This is a genomic window from Paenibacillus sp. LjRoot153 (assembly GCF_964253085.1).
GTDB lineage: Bacteria > Bacillota > Bacilli > Paenibacillales > NBRC-103111 > Paenibacillus_E.
Genome location: NZ_CAXUQH020000001.1, coordinates 7,241,138 through 7,258,600, shown reverse-complemented (window position 1 = coordinate 7,258,600; position 17,463 = coordinate 7,241,138). Strand labels below are relative to the sequence as shown.

Here is a 17,463-nt window from a genome sequence, read left to right as displayed (position 1 = left end):
GATGACTCTAGTTCGCGTTTGTTCGTTGGTTTTAATATTTCTATCATAGCATCCTTTGGCACATTTGGTATAGAATTTGCGCTATTTGGAGATTGAGTAGAACGGTAGGAATCAGCGATGATGAGAGAAGAATAAAGAACATTCATACGGATAATTCGGAGGGATCATCGTGGCGATTTTAACAGCGGGAAGTAAGCAATTTCTATTAGATGGGGAGCCTATCCAACTTTTGTCAGGAGCTATTCATTATTTCCGCGTAGTACCGGCCTATTGGGAAGACCGTTTATTAAAGCTGAAGGCTTGCGGTTTTAATACGGTTGAGACGTATTTACCTTGGAATTTGCATGAACCGAAGGAAGGTGAATTCAACTTCAGCGGCCTTGCGGACGTGGAGGCATTCGTAAAGCTGGCAGGAAACCTTGGTCTACATGTGATCGTGCGGCCTAGTCCTTACATTTGTGCGGAGTGGGAGTTTGGTGGACTGCCGGCTTGGCTGCTTCAATATCCTTCGATGAAATTACGTTGTATGGATACTATGTATTTGCAAAAAGTCGATCGCTATTACGATGAGTTGATTCCTCGTTTGAAGCCACTGCTGAGCACGAATGGCGGGCCGATTCTAGCGGTGCAAATCGAGAATGAATATGGCAGCTACGGGAATGATACTGCGTATTTAACCTATTTAAGAGACGGCCTAATTAGCCGTGGTGTGGACGTGCTGCTGTTTACCTCAGACGGTCCCGAGGATGGGATGCTGCAAGGCGGAACGGTGCCGGGGACGCTGGCTACGGTTAATTTCGGCTCACAGCCGGAAGAAGCTTTCGAGAAATTTCGTCAATATCGCGAGGATGAGCCGCTTTTTTGCATGGAGTACTGGAACGGGTGGTTTGACCACTGGTTGAAGCCCCATCACACGAGGGACGCTGGGGACGTCGCGGATGTGTTCGATCGGATGCTGCGAGCGGGTGCTTCGGTTAATTTCTATATGTTCCATGGTGGGACAAACTTCGGATTCTACAACGGTGCGAACTATCAAGAGAAGTATGAAGCGACAATTACTAGCTACGATTACGATTCACCCTTGTCCGAATGCGGTGATGTGACGGAGAAATATAGCGGTGTGCGTAAGGTAATCGCCAACCATTTGGGCATACCGGTAGAGGAACTTCCCGCGCTGCCTGCGCCAATTCAGAAGAAAAGCTATGGGCAAATTGCTTTGACGGAAAAGGCTGATTTGCTGGAATCTTTGGCGTATCTGACGAAACCAGTCAAGCGTACCTATCCGGTGTCGATGGAGCATCTCGGACAAGATTATGGTTTCATCGTCTACGCAACGAAGATATCCGGGCCTCGAATCGGCGAAAGCTTGCACCTGCAAGAGGTACACGATCGTGCGCAAGTTTTCCTAGATGGCGTGTACCAAGGTACGGTAGAACGCTGGGATCCACGTCCACTCCAAATGGACATTCCTGCTGGGGGAGCGAAACTAGAAATCGTCGTCGAGAACATGGGACGCGTTAATTACGGTCCGCGGCTTCGAGATTGCAAAGGGATCACAGAAGGCGTGAGAATGAATAATCAGTTCCTTTTTGACTGGACGATTCATCCACTGCCACTAGACAATATAGCGGCGGTTCCATTCGTTCAGACGACAGGAGAAGACTTATCAGGAGTCAGCGTGGATAGCGAATTCATAGATCGTCCGACCCTCTATCGCGGGGAATTCCTTGTAGATGGAACAGGAGATACGTTCGTCAAGTTGGCAGGCTGGTCCAAAGGCGTCGTATGGATCAATGGCTTCAACCTCGGCCGCTTCTGGGACAAAGGCCCCCAAAACACGTTATATCTGCCAGCTCCTCTACTAAAAGTAGGGCGCAATGAGATCATCGTATTGGAACTGCACCATACGGAGAATGCCATCATTGAACTGATAGATACGCCTGATTTGGGTTAATACCTAGAATACGAAGCACCTTCGGCTGCAATTGCGGCTGGAGGTGCTTTTTGGTGAGAGCATGGCTGTATCTGGATAATCTCGCGAAACTGGTAAATACTAACGGAAATGTAGTTGGACGGAGGACGCGGTATGGAAATGCAGCAGGATTCTCTTCTGATCTCTGATGAGATCGAGACGAATATACAAAACCTATTCCAGTATTTCCATTCTTCCGACGATGTGCGCTCCAGGGAATTCACCATGCAAAGCCTAAGGGGAAGTCTTCTTTATTTATCAACCATTACAGATACAGATAAGCTGCAATCAGACATTCTCAAACCGTTACTGCAATCTCACGAAGGCCGTCTTGAGGATATACTTCCTATTTTGGATATTGAGATTGTCACCGATTTGAAGACTGCAGCAGCAGGGATGCTTCAAGGTAAGTGCGCTATTCTGTTGGAGCAAAGAATGAATATTGTATTGGTAGATGCAAGTGCAAGAGTCGTGAATACTGTGGGTGAACCACAAAATGAACAAACGATTCGCGGATCACATGTCGGATTCGTGGATGACGTTTATATCAATGGGCAGCTGGTCCACCAACGGTTGAAAAATGCGAACCTAGTTGAGCGGCATTTCACCTTAGGCTCCGAAAGCCCGACGAACGTAAAGCTGTTATACATGTGTGATATTGCCGACATGACAGTTGTTGACGATATTATCGCCAACCTGCTCACGAATCAGGCTACCTTCATTAAATCGTCTGGACAAATTACCGATCGGTTGGAAAGCAGTCATTTATCGCCATTCCCACAATTGCTGTTAACCGAGAGACCCAACACGACTGTTTCGCACTTAATGGAAGGACGTATCGCACTACTCATAGACGGAAGTTCGTTCGCGACGATTCTTCCTGTAACCTTCTTTATGTTTTTTCAAGCGGCAGATGATTTTAATGTCAGGTGGTGGAATGGGACCTTTTTCAGATTCCTCCGGTTCATCAGCGTTATGATCGGTATCGCGCTACCGTCCGTATATATATCCATTGTTTCGAATCATTTTGATATCTTGCCGATTGATTTGGTGTTCTCATTGAAGGCCTCGTTGGAAAATATCCCATTCAATCCGCTCATGGAAGCGATGTTCATGATTACCGTGCTAGAGTTGCTCAGGGAAGCCGCGATCCGATTGCCGAAATCAATCGCAGCTACGCTGTCTATCGTAGGAGGTCTCGTGATTGGAAGTGAAGTTGTGAATGCCAATTTGGTTTCAACGACGATGATTGTTGTCATTTCATTGACAGCAGTCGCTTCATTCAGCATGCCTTCCCATGAAATGCGCCTTGCTATTCGGCTTATCTCTTTCCCCATCATGCTTGCATCTTCGCTGCTTGGTTTTGCGGGTATTGCCTTTAGCTTCTGTCTCTTGTTCATGCATCTAAGTAAACTCGAAACATTCGGTGTGCCTTATTTCTATCCGTTCACGCCTTTCGAACCAAGACGCATTCTGACTACGCTTGTTCAGTTGCCAAAACGGATCTTCCGCCGTAAAGCGTCAGATAGGAGGGCATCATGACTAGGGTTCAATTATTTGCCTTCATTTTGCAAACACAGATCGGTATCGCTGTGCTTTCTTTCCCTTATGATTTGCATAAAGCCGCGGGTGCAGATGGGTGGATTTCAGTTCTTGTGGCTGGAGCTTGCGTCCAACTCATTCTGGTAGCATACGCATTGTTATGCCAGAGATTTCCCCGACAAAATCTATATCAATTTGTTCCTCTCATTGTGGGCAAATACTTCGGGAATGTGATTAATATGGTATATATCTTACATTTTACCTTTACGAGCTGTCTGATTTTATTGATGGAAATGACGTTCGTAGAGTTATGGATATTACCCCACACGAACCCCGGGCTCGTCATCGTTGCGAATTTTATTGTTTGCTTATACATGGCCAAGGAGAATATTCGGATTATTGCCCGTTACAATGCGTTAATTACTCTATTAGTTTTTGTGATGCTGGCGATCATGATGACGAACTTTAGCACGATGGATTACCGCTATCTATTGCCTGTTGGGCAAGAAGGGCTCCATGCCATATTGTTGGGAGTAAAAAGCTCTTTGCTATCCTTTTTGGGATTTGAAGTAGTTTTAGTGCTGAATTCCGATATTCAAGCAAAAGGAAAGAGCTTGATTCCTCCTATTCTGTGGGCAAATGGATTGGCAACCGCCTTCTTTCTGATCATAGTTCTCATCTGCTATACAAATTTCAGTCCGGAATCGATTAACTACATTCCGCAGCCCGTGCCGTACTATCTCAATGGAATTTCCTTGCCGTTTCTAGAACGATTGGATCTTCTTTTTCTTTCTATCTGGCTGGTAAAAGTAACGTCAACACAGATCAGTTATCTTTACAGTGCAGGGAAGGGATTGGGGTACTTATTTCATCGAAATGAGCACAGTAAAGCGATTTACTATCTGGTCCCACTTGTCTGTCTAACGGGGATATTCTGGCGATCGGAGAATAAAGTCCAGTTCTTAGAGCAGATCACTCAATACGATAGCTTTATTATTTTCGGGATTCCGATCGTGCTCCTACTGGTAGCCTGGCTGAGCGGGGAAAGGGGACGGATGCCACCGATATGAGAAAATTAGTGATTAGCTGCCTTAGTCTCCTAATACTATCAGGATGCAACTATCGAAATGAGCTCAAAAACCTGCAGCTCATCTATGCAGCCTCGATTGATATGAACGATCAGCAGGATATCGTCACTACCGTAACCATTCAATCGCCTGGTGGTAAGGAACGAACGGCACCCGTCCATGAGGTGTTAACGGCATCGGGACATACGCTGCAAGATGCGTTATTCAAAAAAATTGGGTTGCAAATCGCAGGCCCGATAGGTACCTCCAAAAATCAAGTCATGCTGCTCGGGGAGAAGGTGGCAAAAAAAGATTTAGCGCAAATGCTGGACTCGTCCTTTCGGACTTCAAATGTTCCTATGCTTGCAAAAGTGGCTATTGTTCGCGGGCAAGCTGGCGACTTGATTCGCCTCGATCGAATTGGGTCTGCAACGGCAGGTGAATATTTGCGAAAAATCCTTAGGAGTGCTAGCTATGAAACGATCATTCCTTCAATGACGCTGCATTCACTCTATCCCATGCTGCATGATTCAGGGCGAGATCCCGTCATTCCGATTCTAAGAAAGGAGACTGATAAAGCTGTGGTTGACGGATTGGCTCTTGTGCATGAACGCAAGTATACAGGTTATTCTTTATCGCCAGAGCAATCGATGTTGTATCTATTAATGAACGGAGATAAAGGTGACATTTGTGTGATCACAAGAGATATTGAGGAGGAAGCTGCCAATGAAAAAGACGAACCCTCCGATTATTTAGCACTTAACATATCGAACTTAAAGCGAAAAAAAGAGGTCTGGATTGACGCGGAGGGGCAAGTGCAGATTCAACTCAACCTGAAAATGAAGGGAAGAGTCATTGAATATGCAAAGAATGACCTAGCCGACAAACAAAAGGTTGAACAATTGAATAAGCAATTCTCCGAGGTCATAACAAAAGAGGCCAATGGGATATGCAAGCAGCTTCAGCAGGCAAATTCCGACGCTTTGGGTATTGCGAGGGATGTGATGGCTTTTTATCCAAATGAATGGAAAAAGATGGACTGGGAGACTGAATATCCGAAGGCGAAATTTCAAGTTTCGATGAAAGTTGAAATTGTTTCCCATGGGATTATTAATTAAGAGTAGGTTTCCTAAAGTATACCCGGTATCTTTAAAGTGCCTACTTCCAGTCGTCCGAATTAATCGTTATACTGATGAAGTTACGTTAAGTAAGTAATTCACTTTATTTTAGGAGGTAACAAAGATGTCGAACGAGCAACTGAAAATTGGTATTATTCTTGGCAGCACCCGTCAAGGTCGTGTTAGCCCGCAAGTAGGCGAATGGGTTAAGCAAATTGCTGACGGGCGTGGAGATGCTGAGTACGAAATAGTTGATATTGCCGAGTATAAACTTCCTTTCTTCGGCGAAGGTACAGGGCAAGAACCTGGACTTGCAGCTTGGAATACGAAGCTTGGAAGCCTGGACGGATTTGTATTCGTTGTTCAAGAATATAATCACAGCATTACAGGTGCTTTGAAAAATGCATTGGACTCCGCACGTGAGCCGTGGAATAACAAAGCCGCTGGTATCGTGAGCTACGGATCAACAGGTGGTGCTCGTGCAGCTGAACATCTGCGTGGTATTCTAGGCGAGCTTTTGGTAGCAGACGTTCGTGTGCATCCGACGTTCTCCTTGTTTACAGATTTCGAAAACTTCTCCGTATTCAAGCCAGCTGACCTACACAAAGACAACGTGAATGCGATGCTCGATCAAGTGAAAGCTTGGAGCGGCGCGTTGAAAACGTTGAGATAAATAGTAGCATAGAAATACCCCACAGGGATGAGCTGTGGGGTTATTTTTATTTGTGGAGGATGACACATCACCTGTATCTAGGTCAGCAACAGCTTGAGTTGTCGTAAATACGAGCGAAGCTCGGGAACGGCTTCAAGATGAGCCTTGTTGGAGGTTTCATAATAAAGGATTATCACGACCCACACAATTTGTAAAATCGCTAAGGCTGCTGAGAAGATCGGCGGCTTTTGTTAAGTATTTTAATAGGCCCCTAACGAGGAAGTGTGTTAAGTTGATATGGATAATTTTTCCTAATGGAGTGTGACGTTCATGATTAAAAGGCCACGAGTACTATCCGTTTCAGGCGTTTCTGGTGGAGGTAAGACAACGACAATCAAACAGTTAATCCATAGATTAGATAATGCTCACGCCCTTTATTTTGATGATTATGAGTTTGAGAATTGCCCAGATATATGTGATTGGGTGGAAGAAGGGGCAGATTACAATGCATGGGTGCTCTCTCCTCTTATTACAGATATTCAGTTGTTACTTAAAGATCAATCACTCGACTATATTGTCCTCGATTACCCTTTTGCCTACTTGAATGATGCCCTGCGTAACTTTATTGATTTGGCATTCTACATTGACACCCCGTTGGATATTGCCATGGCCAGACGTATCTTACGCAACGAGCAAAAACATGCGATGGATGAACTGCAAATCGATTTACAGAACTATTTGGCTAGGGGAAGAGCAGCTTATTTAGAAATGGTAAAGACGGTGAAAACAAATTCGGATGTCATCATTCAAGGTGATTTGCCTACTGATCTCATCGTTGATCGGATGATAGAGGAATTACAGAAGTCTGCTGTTTAACCTTTGATTATTTTACCTTGGGTAAATTCTTGCTTGAATGGGAACATCGTGCGAGAATAGGTGTTGGACAAACCATTAATTATTCATACACAAGAGGAGTTCATTTACATCATGTTGCATTTGAGTTGGGAAATGATGATTTTCGTTATCGTCGGCGGTTTCTTGGCAGCCTATGTAGATTCGGTTGTTGGGGGAGGCGGGCTTATTTCGGTGCCAGTCTTACTTGCAACAGGAATGCCACCAGCGCTGGCGTTAGGTACGAATAAATTAGCGGGGACGATGTCGTCGCTGACAAGCACGATTTCGTTTATGCGGACAGGGAATGTTGATCTCAAAGCGGTACGCGGATTGTTCGTGCTATCCTTGGCTGGAGCGGTGTGCGGGGTATTCGTGCTGCGGCAAATTCCTTCCGATTTTCTAAAACCACTGGTTGTGGTGATGCTGATTCTAATTACGATTTATACGATATTCCGCAAAAATTGGGGAGACATCTCGACCTTCAGTCAGTACTCGGCGAGGACGGCTTTCCTAATGGGTTGCGCTGCGTTTGTCTTAGGTTTCTATGACGGATTCTTTGGCCCAGGAACAGGATCTTTTCTTATTTTCGTTTTTCTGATGGTCGGCTTCGATTTCGTCAAAGCAGCAGGCAACGCCAAAATTCTCAATTTCGGCAGCAACATCGCAAGTTTAATTACCTTTATGGCGCTGGGCTCCATTAATTATTGGATCGGCATCCCGATGGGACTTGCGATGGTGTGCGGCGCATTACTTGGCTCTCGCATGGCGATCCGTAAGGGATCGGCTTATGTGCGCCCGCTTTTTATAACGGTATGTGTGCTGTTGGTGGGTAAGCAGATTTGGAGCTTGATGTAGGGGCAATCGATGCCATGCATGTCCTGACTCATCAGTACCCATTGCGAATTGACCGATGGTTATGATATGCTTTTAGCAGAGTGTAAATTGAAGGAGGTGAAGGTAGGATGAATCGAGAGTTCGTAAACAACCGTGTTAGCCAGTTACCCATTGCGATGGCTGGCATCGTTCATGCAGAAGTCAAAGACGCGAGAGGTCTGTCCACTTATGCGCATACGGTTTACCAACTCACGAAAAGACACCTACCTTAACCCTCTACGGAAATCATCCGAAAGGTCGTAGGAATTTTCCTGCGGCCTTTTTGTGTTAGCTACGTGCAGGTCAGGGTCTGTCTTCAAACCAAGGAGGATCCTTTATTATGTTAATTGTTAATGGTCAAAATATAAAAAAATACCACGGTGCCCAATTGGTGCTCGAGGATGTTACATTTGATATCCATCAAGGGGAACGTGTCGGACTTGTCGGTCGTAATGGCAGTGGGAAATCAACGCTGCTGCGCCTAATTGCCAAAATGGAAAAGCCTGAAGAAGGGCAGCTGACGGTGCGAAAGGATACGGGGATCGGATATTTGGCCCAAATCCCAAGTGCTTGGGAAAGCTTCACGGTGTATGATGTGCTGGCTGCGAGCTTTGGGGAGCTGCTTGCGTGCCGGGCAACGATGCGGGAGCTAGAGAGTGAAATGTCGAGTCCAGCGGTCATGAACGATGAGAAACGGATGGATCAGTTGTTGAAGAGATACGCTGGATTGCAAGAGCGATTCGAGCGTGAAGGCGGCTACGAGCTGGATGCACGGATTGATCAAGTGGCGAATGGACTGAGGATTGCAAAAGGGTTTTATGAGCGAGGCTTTGCCTCGTTATCGGGGGGAGAGAAGACGAAGATCACTTTGGCTTCCCAGTTAATCGGCAAACCAGACCTGTTACTGCTGGATGAGCCGACGAATCATTTGGATTTGGCAGGTGTGGAGTGGCTGGAGGATTACCTGAAGCATTATGACGGCGCTTGTATCATCGTCTCCCATGATCGTTATTTTCTGGACCTAGTCGTCACGAAAATCGTGGAATTGGAAGACGGTGAGTCGACAACGTATCACAGCTCTTATTCGGGCTATGTGAAGGAGAAGGAAGTACGTCTGCTTCAGCAGTTTGCGGAGTACCAAGAGCAGCAGAAGGTGATCAAAAAGATGAAAGAGACGATCAAGCAGCTGATCGAATGGGGGCGTATAGGCGGGAATGAGAAGTTTTTCCGCAGGGCATTCTCCATGCAGAAAGCGCTGGATCGGATGGAAAAGCTCAAGCGCCCTGTGCTCGATCCGAAGGCGGCTGATTTCGATTTGAAGCCGGAGGATCGCTCCGGCCGCAAGGTGCTGCGCTTCGAGAATGTCACGAAGCGATATGGCGAGAAGATGCTGCTAGGGCAGGCGAGCGGCTCCCTCGAATACGGCGAGAAGGTGATGCTGGTCGGGCATAACGGCTCAGGGAAAACGACGCTGCTGAAGATGCTGCTCGGTGAAGTGCAGCCGGATGGCGGGGACCTCGAGCTCGGGGCTCGCGTCGACATCGGTTATCTAGCGCAGCAAGCGTATCCGGCGGATGACAAGAAATCCGTGCTGGCGTATTTCTGCGAGGAAGCGAAGCTGGAAGAAGGGGAAGCGCGAGGGCGGCTGGCTGCGTATTTATTTTATGGCGCGGATGTGTTCAAAGCGGTAAGTTCCTTGTCTGGCGGCGAATGGACGCGATTACGCTTAGCCCTACTTGTACTTCGCAAGCCAAACCTGCTGATCTTGGATGAGCCAACGAATCATATGGACATCCCTTCGCGCGAAGCGCTCGAAGATGCACTGGAGGAATTCCCCGGCACGGTGCTGGCGGTGACGCATGATCGGTATTTTATGAACCGGCTGGCGCGTAAAATATGGGAGTTGGATCAGGGGAAGATTACGGTGTATTTAGGTGATTTTGATGCTTATAAAGAAAAGAGCGGCGAGCTTCGCGCGCGGGAAGCACTTTTAACCGAGGAACGAAGCAGGCTCACCACCGTGGATAAAGCGAAAGTGAAAGAGAAAGTGAAACAGCCTGAGGCTTCCGCTGTTAAGCGGGGGAAACCAGCGGCGGCGTCTGGAAAAGCCGCTCTGGAGAAAAGGATCGCGAGCGTAGAAGCGGAGTTGGCAGCGTTGGATGAGCGGCTGCAGCAGGAAAGCGAGACCCTGACACCGGCGGAGCTCACGGAGCTTTGGGAGAAGCGGGAACTCGTGCAGGGGAAGCTGGAAGCACTGTTTGAGCAGTGGATGTTGGAGGAAGACTAGTCGCAGACCGCAACATTAGCTGATCATCGTGGCTAAGGGACATGAGAGGCCTTAAATCGTGCAAATGAGGGATTTTGAAAAACTAACGGACATAGAAGCTGCTATTCAACGGAATTTGGCCTCAAATGAGGGTAGGATGCTGGGATAACGGTTATAGTGTCCGTTAGTTCATAGAAAGAGCTAATTTGTTTGAAATAACGCCCAGTGTGTCCGTTAGGACACCTGACGCATACAACCCACATGGACTTCGTCACAAAACTGGCTTCGTTCCGCCATTGTTCCGACATGGAGTCCATACCCTGAGTGTGATAAGCTAGAGGTACTTATAGAAGGAGGCGATTGCTGTGATCCAAGTTTTCCCGGCCGACACGCGTAATTCAACTGATTTGGGGTGGCTCAAGAGCCACAAAAGCTTCTCATTTGGCGACTATTTTGATGAAGAAAACGTCAGCTTTGGTGTCATGCGTGTGTGTAATGACGATGATATCGCAGCAGGACGGGGCTTTGGCCCGCATCCCCATAGTGACATGGAGATCGTCAGTATCGTGCTCAGCGGAGCAATTAAGCATGAAGACAGCCTTGGCCATGTAGCTATTACGGCTTCTAATGGTGTACAGCGAATGTCCGCAGGAAGCGGCGTGATTCATGCCGAGTATAATGCATCGGAAACGGAACCGATGAGTCTATTTCAGCTATGGTTTATGCCTGCGAAGCGAGGAATTGAGCCTTCTTTTGAAAATGTGACATATGAGCCAGAGGCGATGGTTAATCATCTGTTGCCGGTCGTAACGCCTGAAGGCGGCCCTCACATCGCAAAAATCCATCAAGACATGAGTATCTACTTGAGTAAACTGGATGCAGGGAAAGAGTTAGTGTTCGAGCAGGGCGAGGGTCGTCGTATTTTCCTTATGCTCGTGAGCGGGAAATGCTCGGCCAATGATGCGGTACTTGAAACAAAGGACAGTGCGCGTATCCAGGCGGAGTCAACGTTAACAATTCGTGCGCTCGAAGATACACATTTCATGCTTATTGATCTGCCATAAGGCGATATTGGAGAGATAGAGGAGGTTGCAGTGATGAAGGAAACGTTTCTAGTGAAGCATGCGGTTGGCGGTCGTGCTTTTATCGATACAAGTAAGCAGTCTGTGCCCTATACGTGGGAGCAGCAAGGCGAACAATGGTTGTTCCGTGTTCAGATTGATCAGCCGGAGCGGATTGCGGAGCTTTTGAAATGGAAAGAGGAGCTTAATGTATTTGTTTTCCAAGAGTTTGAGAATGAGCCTACACGGAAATTATGGTTCTATGTCGGTGATGATGCGGTTCAGTTTGAGGAGGATAAAGGCGAGTTAACGATCGTCGCAACTTCCCATATCAGCTATATTCCCGACCAATTTAGTGTGAAATGATTGGAGCTATACCATGAAAGTTCAGGACCAGCAACTAGAGAAAGCGATCCCTTTTATACAAGAATGCTATACCGAATTAGGCAAAAGTGAGGCTCAAATCAACTCGCGTATTACTGAGATTACGCAAGTGATTCAGTATAAAGGGACGTATGAACATACGTTAGAAGAGCTGACGCATGGTGCGAAAATGGCTTGGCGCAACAGCAACCGGTGCATTGGGCGCTTGTTCTGGGAGTCGCTTCGTGTACACGACGCTCGTCATGTGGAAACAGAAGAAGCAGTGGCTGATGCGCTATTTAAGCATATTGAGGAAGCAACGAATGGCGGCAAGATCCGCCCCGTCATCACGATATTCCCACCTTCGCGTGAAGGGAAGCCTGTTGTTCAGATCAAGAATGAGCAGCTGATTCGCTATGCGTGCTATGAGACAGAGCATGGCATCGTCGGCGATCCTGTTTCACTGGCTTTGACCAAGGCATGTCAGGCACTTGGCTGGCAGGGAGCCGGTACGCATTTTGATGTGCTGCCGCTCATGATTCAGGTAGGCGAGCGTGCGCCAAGACTGTTCGAGATCCCGAGAGCGTTGATTAAGGAAGTGGCGATCACGCATCCGGAGCTGCCAAACTTCGCGGAACTGAACCTGCAATGGTATGCGGTGCCGATGGTGGCCAACATGTACCTAGAAATAGGCGGCGTGATGTATCCCGCGGCACCTTTTAATGGGTGGTACATGGGAACGGAAATCGGCGCGCGGAACTTTGCCGACGAGGCGAGGTACAACATGCTGCCGCGGGTGGCGTCGATCATGGGACTCGACACGCGGCGCGAGTCAACGCTATGGCGGGACAAAGCGCTGGTCGAGCTGAATGTAGCGGTGCTGCATTCATTCGCGCAGCAAGGTGTCGCCATCGTCGATCACCACACGGCCGCGAAGCAATTCAAGCGCTTCGAGGACAACGAAGAGAAAAGCGGGCGCGACGTCACGGGTGATTGGACGTGGCTGATTCCGCCGATGTCCCCGGCAACGACACATATTTTTCATCAGCATTACTCGAATGAAGTGAAGATGCCTAATTTCTTTTACCACAGTAAGAAGCGCTAGTTACGGTTAGTACTTGGAGTCGATAAGTCTACTCACCTTATTCACATTTGATGTGAAGGGTGGGTGGACTTTTTTTGGTTAAAGCCCTGGTCCCACTCGCGCAAGTCGAAAAAATCGACTCACAGCGTGCGAAAGCTGCCGCAGCGCTCCCGTAAGTCGAAAAAATCGACTTACAGCGTGCGAAAGCCGCCGCAGCGCTCCCGTAAGTCGAAAAAATCGACTTACAGCGTGCGAAAGCTGCCGCAGCGCTCCCGTAAGTCGAAAAAAACGACTTACACATATGTTCCATCCCACTCACCCAATAGTTTAATAGCCAAACTAACTCGTATGTAGTATGATTTGGCATATTGAAAGCACTCATTATACGCGAAAAGGGGAACTCCGCTTGTGGCAGAAGCTGGCTAACTGGAATACATTGCGCAATCAGATGTTAACGGGATTTATTGCCGTGATGATCATCGTTCTGGTCTGTGCTGGCGCGATTACGTACAATTCGGTGTCCACCCTCCTCAATACGAAGGCGGAGACACAGATGAAACAAATCGCCAGTCAAGCGAACGGTCGACTGGAAGCGATCATTACACAAATCGATACGTTGACGTTACAGGCTGTAAATGATGTGTATTTGCAGCAATTGTTTTTATCATCGGTTCAAGGGAAGGCACCAAACTTCAGCGAGCGGCAGTCGCTTTTGAAAATCGCCAATCATATCCAAGCCTATAGTGGTGTGAGCAATGTGGAGTTGTATACGACGGATTTTGCGCGTATGTTTCCGCTGGATGAGCAGAGGCTAACGGATCTTATCGAGCCGAACTGGATTGAGCAGGCGGATAAAGAGAAGGGCAGGCTGGTTTGGATTGGGAACGATCCGAAGAATCCGGACTCGGTTCTCGCCATTCGTCGGATCAATTTAATTGACCGATGGTTCTCGAATGGCGGGTATCTGATGGTGCGGATTAATCGCAGCTATTTCGATTTCCAAAGCCAGCTCCCCGATACGGGGCATCGCGAATTAATGCTGTTAGCCGATAGTTCGGCAAGGCCCATTGTTAACGATGGAGCAGCGCTTGCTAACATCAGCGGATTGATGCATACCGATTCGCAGCAAGTTACGCTAGATCAGAATCGGTATATTTTGGTGAAGCAGCTCTCCGAGCAGACGGGCTGGACGTTGATGATTTTGTATCCGGTGAGTGATGTTACTGATGGGATTTCTGTTCTGCGTTTGGCGATTATCGTATCTGGGACCATCGGGTTGGTGCTGTTTATTATCCTGTCGTTCCTTCTATCTTCGATGATAACGAGGCCAATTCTCAGGTTGATGCGAGCCATGAGGAATACAAGGCAAGGGGTGCTTACGCCCAATTTGACGCAGTCTTACACCACAGAGTTGAATGACTTGAACGTGACCTACAATCAGATGGTAGATAATATGAATCGACTCATTAAACTCGTGTACGAGAAAGAAATGATCCAAAGTCGAACAGAGCTGCAAGCTCTTCAAGCGCAGATTGATCCGCATTTTTTGTATAACACTTTAGAAGCACTTTACTGGTCCCTACAGGAAAAAGAGGAAGAAGAGCTGGCTGATCTTGTCGTCGCCATGTCTGATTTATTTCGCTATGTCATCGGCAATCCGAACAAGGATGTCTGGGTCAACCTATCGGAGGAACTGGAGCACATTAAGCGTTATCTTAGCATTATGAGTGTGAGGTTCGGCTCGCGCCTCGTTTGGGAAATTGACGGTGATGAGATGTACAGTCACGTGCATATTCCGAAGCTGCTGATTCAGCCTTTGGTGGAGAATGCAATTTTACATGGCTTGGAGGGCAAAATAGGAGTGGGACTGATCACGATTCGCGTGGAGCCGTCGCCGCTCGAGCCGTCGGAACTGCGCATCACGGTAAGTGATGACGGTCCCGGGATGAATGAACAGACACTTCAAGCTGTGCTAGAGTCGATAGAACGCGGTGGCGCAGCAACGAGCATAAACTCAAGCTCTGGCCCTAGTTCACCGCCTAACATCAATGCCCCATCGGCCAAAGGAAAAGGCATGGCCATCTCCAATGTGCAGCGGCGTCTTCAGCTCTACTACCCGTCACTTCCAGATACGTATCGTGGCTTAACAATCACGAGTAGCCTTGGTCAGGGTACCAGCGTGAGCTTCGATATTCCGATGCAAACGAATGATTTCGAGGCTAGTTATTCAGGTGAAAAACGTTTAGGAGGAAAATGACGATGAATCAATCGGGGAAAACCATTCTCATCGTTGACGATGAGCCATTAACGAGAGAAGGCATACGCAAAACCTTAGAAGCCTGGTCCATTGGGCGTTATGCGATACTCAGCTGCAGCAATGGTACTGAAGCTCTCGAACTTTTACAAACGCGACCCGTACATCTCTTAATTACAGACATCCGTATGCCTGAAATCAACGGTCTGCAAGTCGTGGAAGGTTCGCGAGGTTTCGCCCACAAGCCTGTAGTCATCATCATCTCGGGACATCCGGATTTTCAATATGCACAAACAGCGATCGAATTAGGTGTCGTTAATTATCTGCTCAAACCGATCCAGAAAAGCAAGCTGATTGACGCCGTCCAGCAAGCGCTGCGCATTGAAGAAGAACGTGGGCGTGTAGAGACGATGGAGAAAATGGTGGATACTCGCCTGATGCAGGCGAAGACTTCAGCCAAGAGTTACAGTCCACCTGTCCAGCAAGCGGTGGATTACGTGGAGGTACATCTACAAGACCCCCTCGGCATGAGCGAGGTAGCAAGCCATATTCATCTGAATCCGAGCTATTTCAGCGCTCTTTTCAAAGAGCAAACCGGTTTCACCTTCAGTGAATATGTCACGAGAAGCCGGATCCAGAAGGCGAAAGAGCTGCTGCTGCAAACAAGATTAACGATTGCGGATATCTCGGAGCAAGTAGGCTATCAGACGTCGAAATATTTCATCAAGTTGTTCAAAGAGTACGAAGGGACGAGCCCGAATCAGTATCGAAAACAGATGATGGATACCGATAATCGGATAGATACCTCGAAATAGTGGAATATTACCCGATAGGTGTTACTCCCTGTGGCCTCTATGTAAGCGCTACAATAAAACACGTAGCACACAAATAATTAGGGGGAAACAAACATGGTAAGAAAAACGCTTACATGGTCGCTAACTACGATGCTCGGCCTATCAATGGCACTGACGGGCTGCTCGAGTTCTAGTTCCACAGATAATGCGAGTCAAACGACAGCTCCTAAAGAAACAGCGAAAGCAACCGAAGCAGCAACAGCGCAACCCGCGAAAAAAGTAACAATTAAAATGATGCACCTTTGGCCGACAGGAAACTCGGCAACGCAAAACAAAATTGTAAACGATATCATCAAAGAGTATCAAACAGCGAATCCGAATGTGACGATTGAGCAGGAAGTGCTCGAGAATGAACAATACAAGAATAAAATGAAAGTGCTTTCCACTTCAAATGCGCTTCCTGATGTGGGCTTCACGTGGGCAGCAGGCTACATGGATCCTTACGTAAAAGGCGACATGTTCGCTCCGCTGGATGACTTGCTGCAAGGGGATTTGAAAGATAAGTTCGTGAAAGGCACAACGGATGCTTACGCATTCGGCGGCAAAACCTACGGTCTTCCGGTTGAATTGAACATCGTGCCGGTGTATTACAATAAAGCCCTATTTGCGAAGTATAACCTTGCACCTCCTAAGACGTATGATGAGTTCAAAAACATTGTCAAAACGCTTAGCTCGAACGGTGTAGCCCCAATCGCACTCGGCAACAAAGACCGTTGGACAGGTTCACTCTGGTACATGTACCTTGCTGACCGAATCGGCGGGCCTGAAACATTGAAAAAAGCGATTGACCGCTCAGGCTCCTTCAACGATCCTGGCTTGGTTCGCGCAGCTTCGGAAGTTTCCCAGCTTGTCGACATGAACGCGTTCAACAAAGGCTTTAACGGCCTTGGTAACGACGAAGGTAAAGCCGAGTTCATGAACAGCAAAGCTGCGATGTATATGATGGGAACATGGGAACTACCGAACTACACAACGAACAAAGATGTGCCGCAAGCGTTTAAGGATCAAATCGGATTCTTCAAATTCCCAACGGTAGATGGCGGTAAGGGCAACATGGATAGCTGGGTTGGCGGACCAGGCGTAGGCTTGTTCGTAGCAAACAACTCCAAAGTAAAAGAAGAGTCCAAGAAATTCGTCAGCTTCTTTGTATCGAAGTGGGGCGAGCACGCGATTTCTGAAGCAGGCGTTATCCCAGCAACGAAAGTAGACACATCCAAAGTGAAACTGCCGCAATTGTACATTGACCTATTGAACGAATTGAATAAAGCGAGCAACATTACGCTGTTCGCGGATGTTCAAATGAAGCCTGCTTCCGCAGAAGTTCACTTGAATATGATTCAAGCGTTGTTTGGTAAAGCGGTGACACCGGAAGCATTTGCAAAGAATCATGAGGATGCCTTGGCGAAGGAAGCGAAGTAGCCTAACGAATACGAACGATTTGGGAAAGGACATATCCCTCCAAG

The 17,463-nt window shown here is 47.5% G+C and carries 15 protein-coding genes; all 15 read left to right on the top strand.

The window, feature by feature from the left end:
- The first annotated feature begins 169 nt into the window (after positions 1-169).
- A complete protein-coding gene (locus tag ACSQ8P_RS31420; RefSeq protein WP_436238775.1) occupies positions 170-1,954 on the top strand; it encodes a glycoside hydrolase family 35 protein in 1,785 nt (594 codons plus the stop codon).
- Between the two features lie 132 nt (positions 1,955-2,086).
- Positions 2,087-3,514, top strand: coding sequence for a spore germination protein (locus tag ACSQ8P_RS31415; RefSeq protein ID WP_436238774.1), 1,428 nt, complete (start codon positions 2,087-2,089; stop codon positions 3,512-3,514).
- Positions 3,511-4,584: a GerAB/ArcD/ProY family transporter gene (locus tag ACSQ8P_RS31410; RefSeq protein WP_056617733.1), complete on the top strand. Its 1,074-nt coding sequence runs from the start codon at positions 3,511-3,513 to the stop codon at positions 4,582-4,584. The genes ACSQ8P_RS31415 and ACSQ8P_RS31410 overlap by 4 nt, the downstream gene beginning before the upstream one ends.
- On the top strand, positions 4,581-5,699 hold the full coding sequence (locus ACSQ8P_RS31405) for a Ger(x)C family spore germination protein (RefSeq protein WP_056617736.1): 1,119 nt from the start codon (positions 4,581-4,583) through the stop codon (positions 5,697-5,699). Before ACSQ8P_RS31410 ends, ACSQ8P_RS31405 begins: the two co-directional genes overlap by 4 nt.
- Positions 5,700-5,823: 124 nt before the next feature.
- Complete coding sequence (locus ACSQ8P_RS31400; RefSeq protein ID WP_436238773.1) at positions 5,824-6,372, top strand: NADPH-dependent FMN reductase; 549 nt, start codon at positions 5,824-5,826, stop codon at positions 6,370-6,372.
- A 309-nt stretch (positions 6,373-6,681) separates the two neighbouring features.
- Complete coding sequence (locus ACSQ8P_RS31395; protein WP_436238772.1) at positions 6,682-7,227, top strand: hypothetical protein; 546 nt, start codon at positions 6,682-6,684, stop codon at positions 7,225-7,227.
- A gap of 111 nt (positions 7,228-7,338) precedes the next feature.
- Complete coding sequence (locus ACSQ8P_RS31390; RefSeq protein ID WP_436238771.1) at positions 7,339-8,100, top strand: sulfite exporter TauE/SafE family protein; 762 nt, start codon at positions 7,339-7,341, stop codon at positions 8,098-8,100.
- 107 nt (positions 8,101-8,207) lie between these two features.
- The gene (locus ACSQ8P_RS31385) at positions 8,208-8,351 is read left to right on the top strand and encodes a hypothetical protein (protein ID WP_310500822.1); all 144 of its coding nucleotides are present in this window, start codon (positions 8,208-8,210) and stop codon (positions 8,349-8,351) included.
- Between the two features lie 107 nt (positions 8,352-8,458).
- Positions 8,459-10,405, top strand: a complete 1,947-nt coding sequence (abc-f, locus tag ACSQ8P_RS31380; RefSeq protein WP_436238770.1) for a ribosomal protection-like ABC-F family protein — start codon at positions 8,459-8,461, stop codon at positions 10,403-10,405.
- A 344-nt stretch (positions 10,406-10,749) separates the two neighbouring features.
- Positions 10,750-11,448: a pirin family protein gene (locus ACSQ8P_RS31375; RefSeq protein WP_056617751.1), complete on the top strand. Its 699-nt coding sequence runs from the start codon at positions 10,750-10,752 to the stop codon at positions 11,446-11,448.
- A gap of 33 nt (positions 11,449-11,481) precedes the next feature.
- Complete coding sequence (locus ACSQ8P_RS31370) at positions 11,482-11,811, top strand: hypothetical protein (protein ID WP_436238769.1); 330 nt, start codon at positions 11,482-11,484, stop codon at positions 11,809-11,811.
- Between the two features lie 13 nt (positions 11,812-11,824).
- Entirely contained in the window at positions 11,825-12,913 is a 1,089-nt protein-coding gene (locus ACSQ8P_RS31365) for a nitric oxide synthase oxygenase (RefSeq protein ID WP_436238768.1), read from the top strand.
- 385 nt (positions 12,914-13,298) lie between these two features.
- The gene (locus ACSQ8P_RS31360) at positions 13,299-15,149 is read left to right on the top strand and encodes a sensor histidine kinase (protein WP_436238767.1); all 1,851 of its coding nucleotides are present in this window, start codon (positions 13,299-13,301) and stop codon (positions 15,147-15,149) included.
- A gap of 2 nt (positions 15,150-15,151) precedes the next feature.
- Entirely contained in the window at positions 15,152-15,961 is an 810-nt protein-coding gene (locus tag ACSQ8P_RS31355) for a response regulator transcription factor (RefSeq protein WP_436238766.1), read from the top strand.
- 93 nt (positions 15,962-16,054) lie between these two features.
- The gene (locus tag ACSQ8P_RS31350; protein ID WP_436238765.1) at positions 16,055-17,419 is read left to right on the top strand and encodes an extracellular solute-binding protein; all 1,365 of its coding nucleotides are present in this window, start codon (positions 16,055-16,057) and stop codon (positions 17,417-17,419) included.
- Positions 17,420-17,463: the final 44 nt, after the last annotated feature.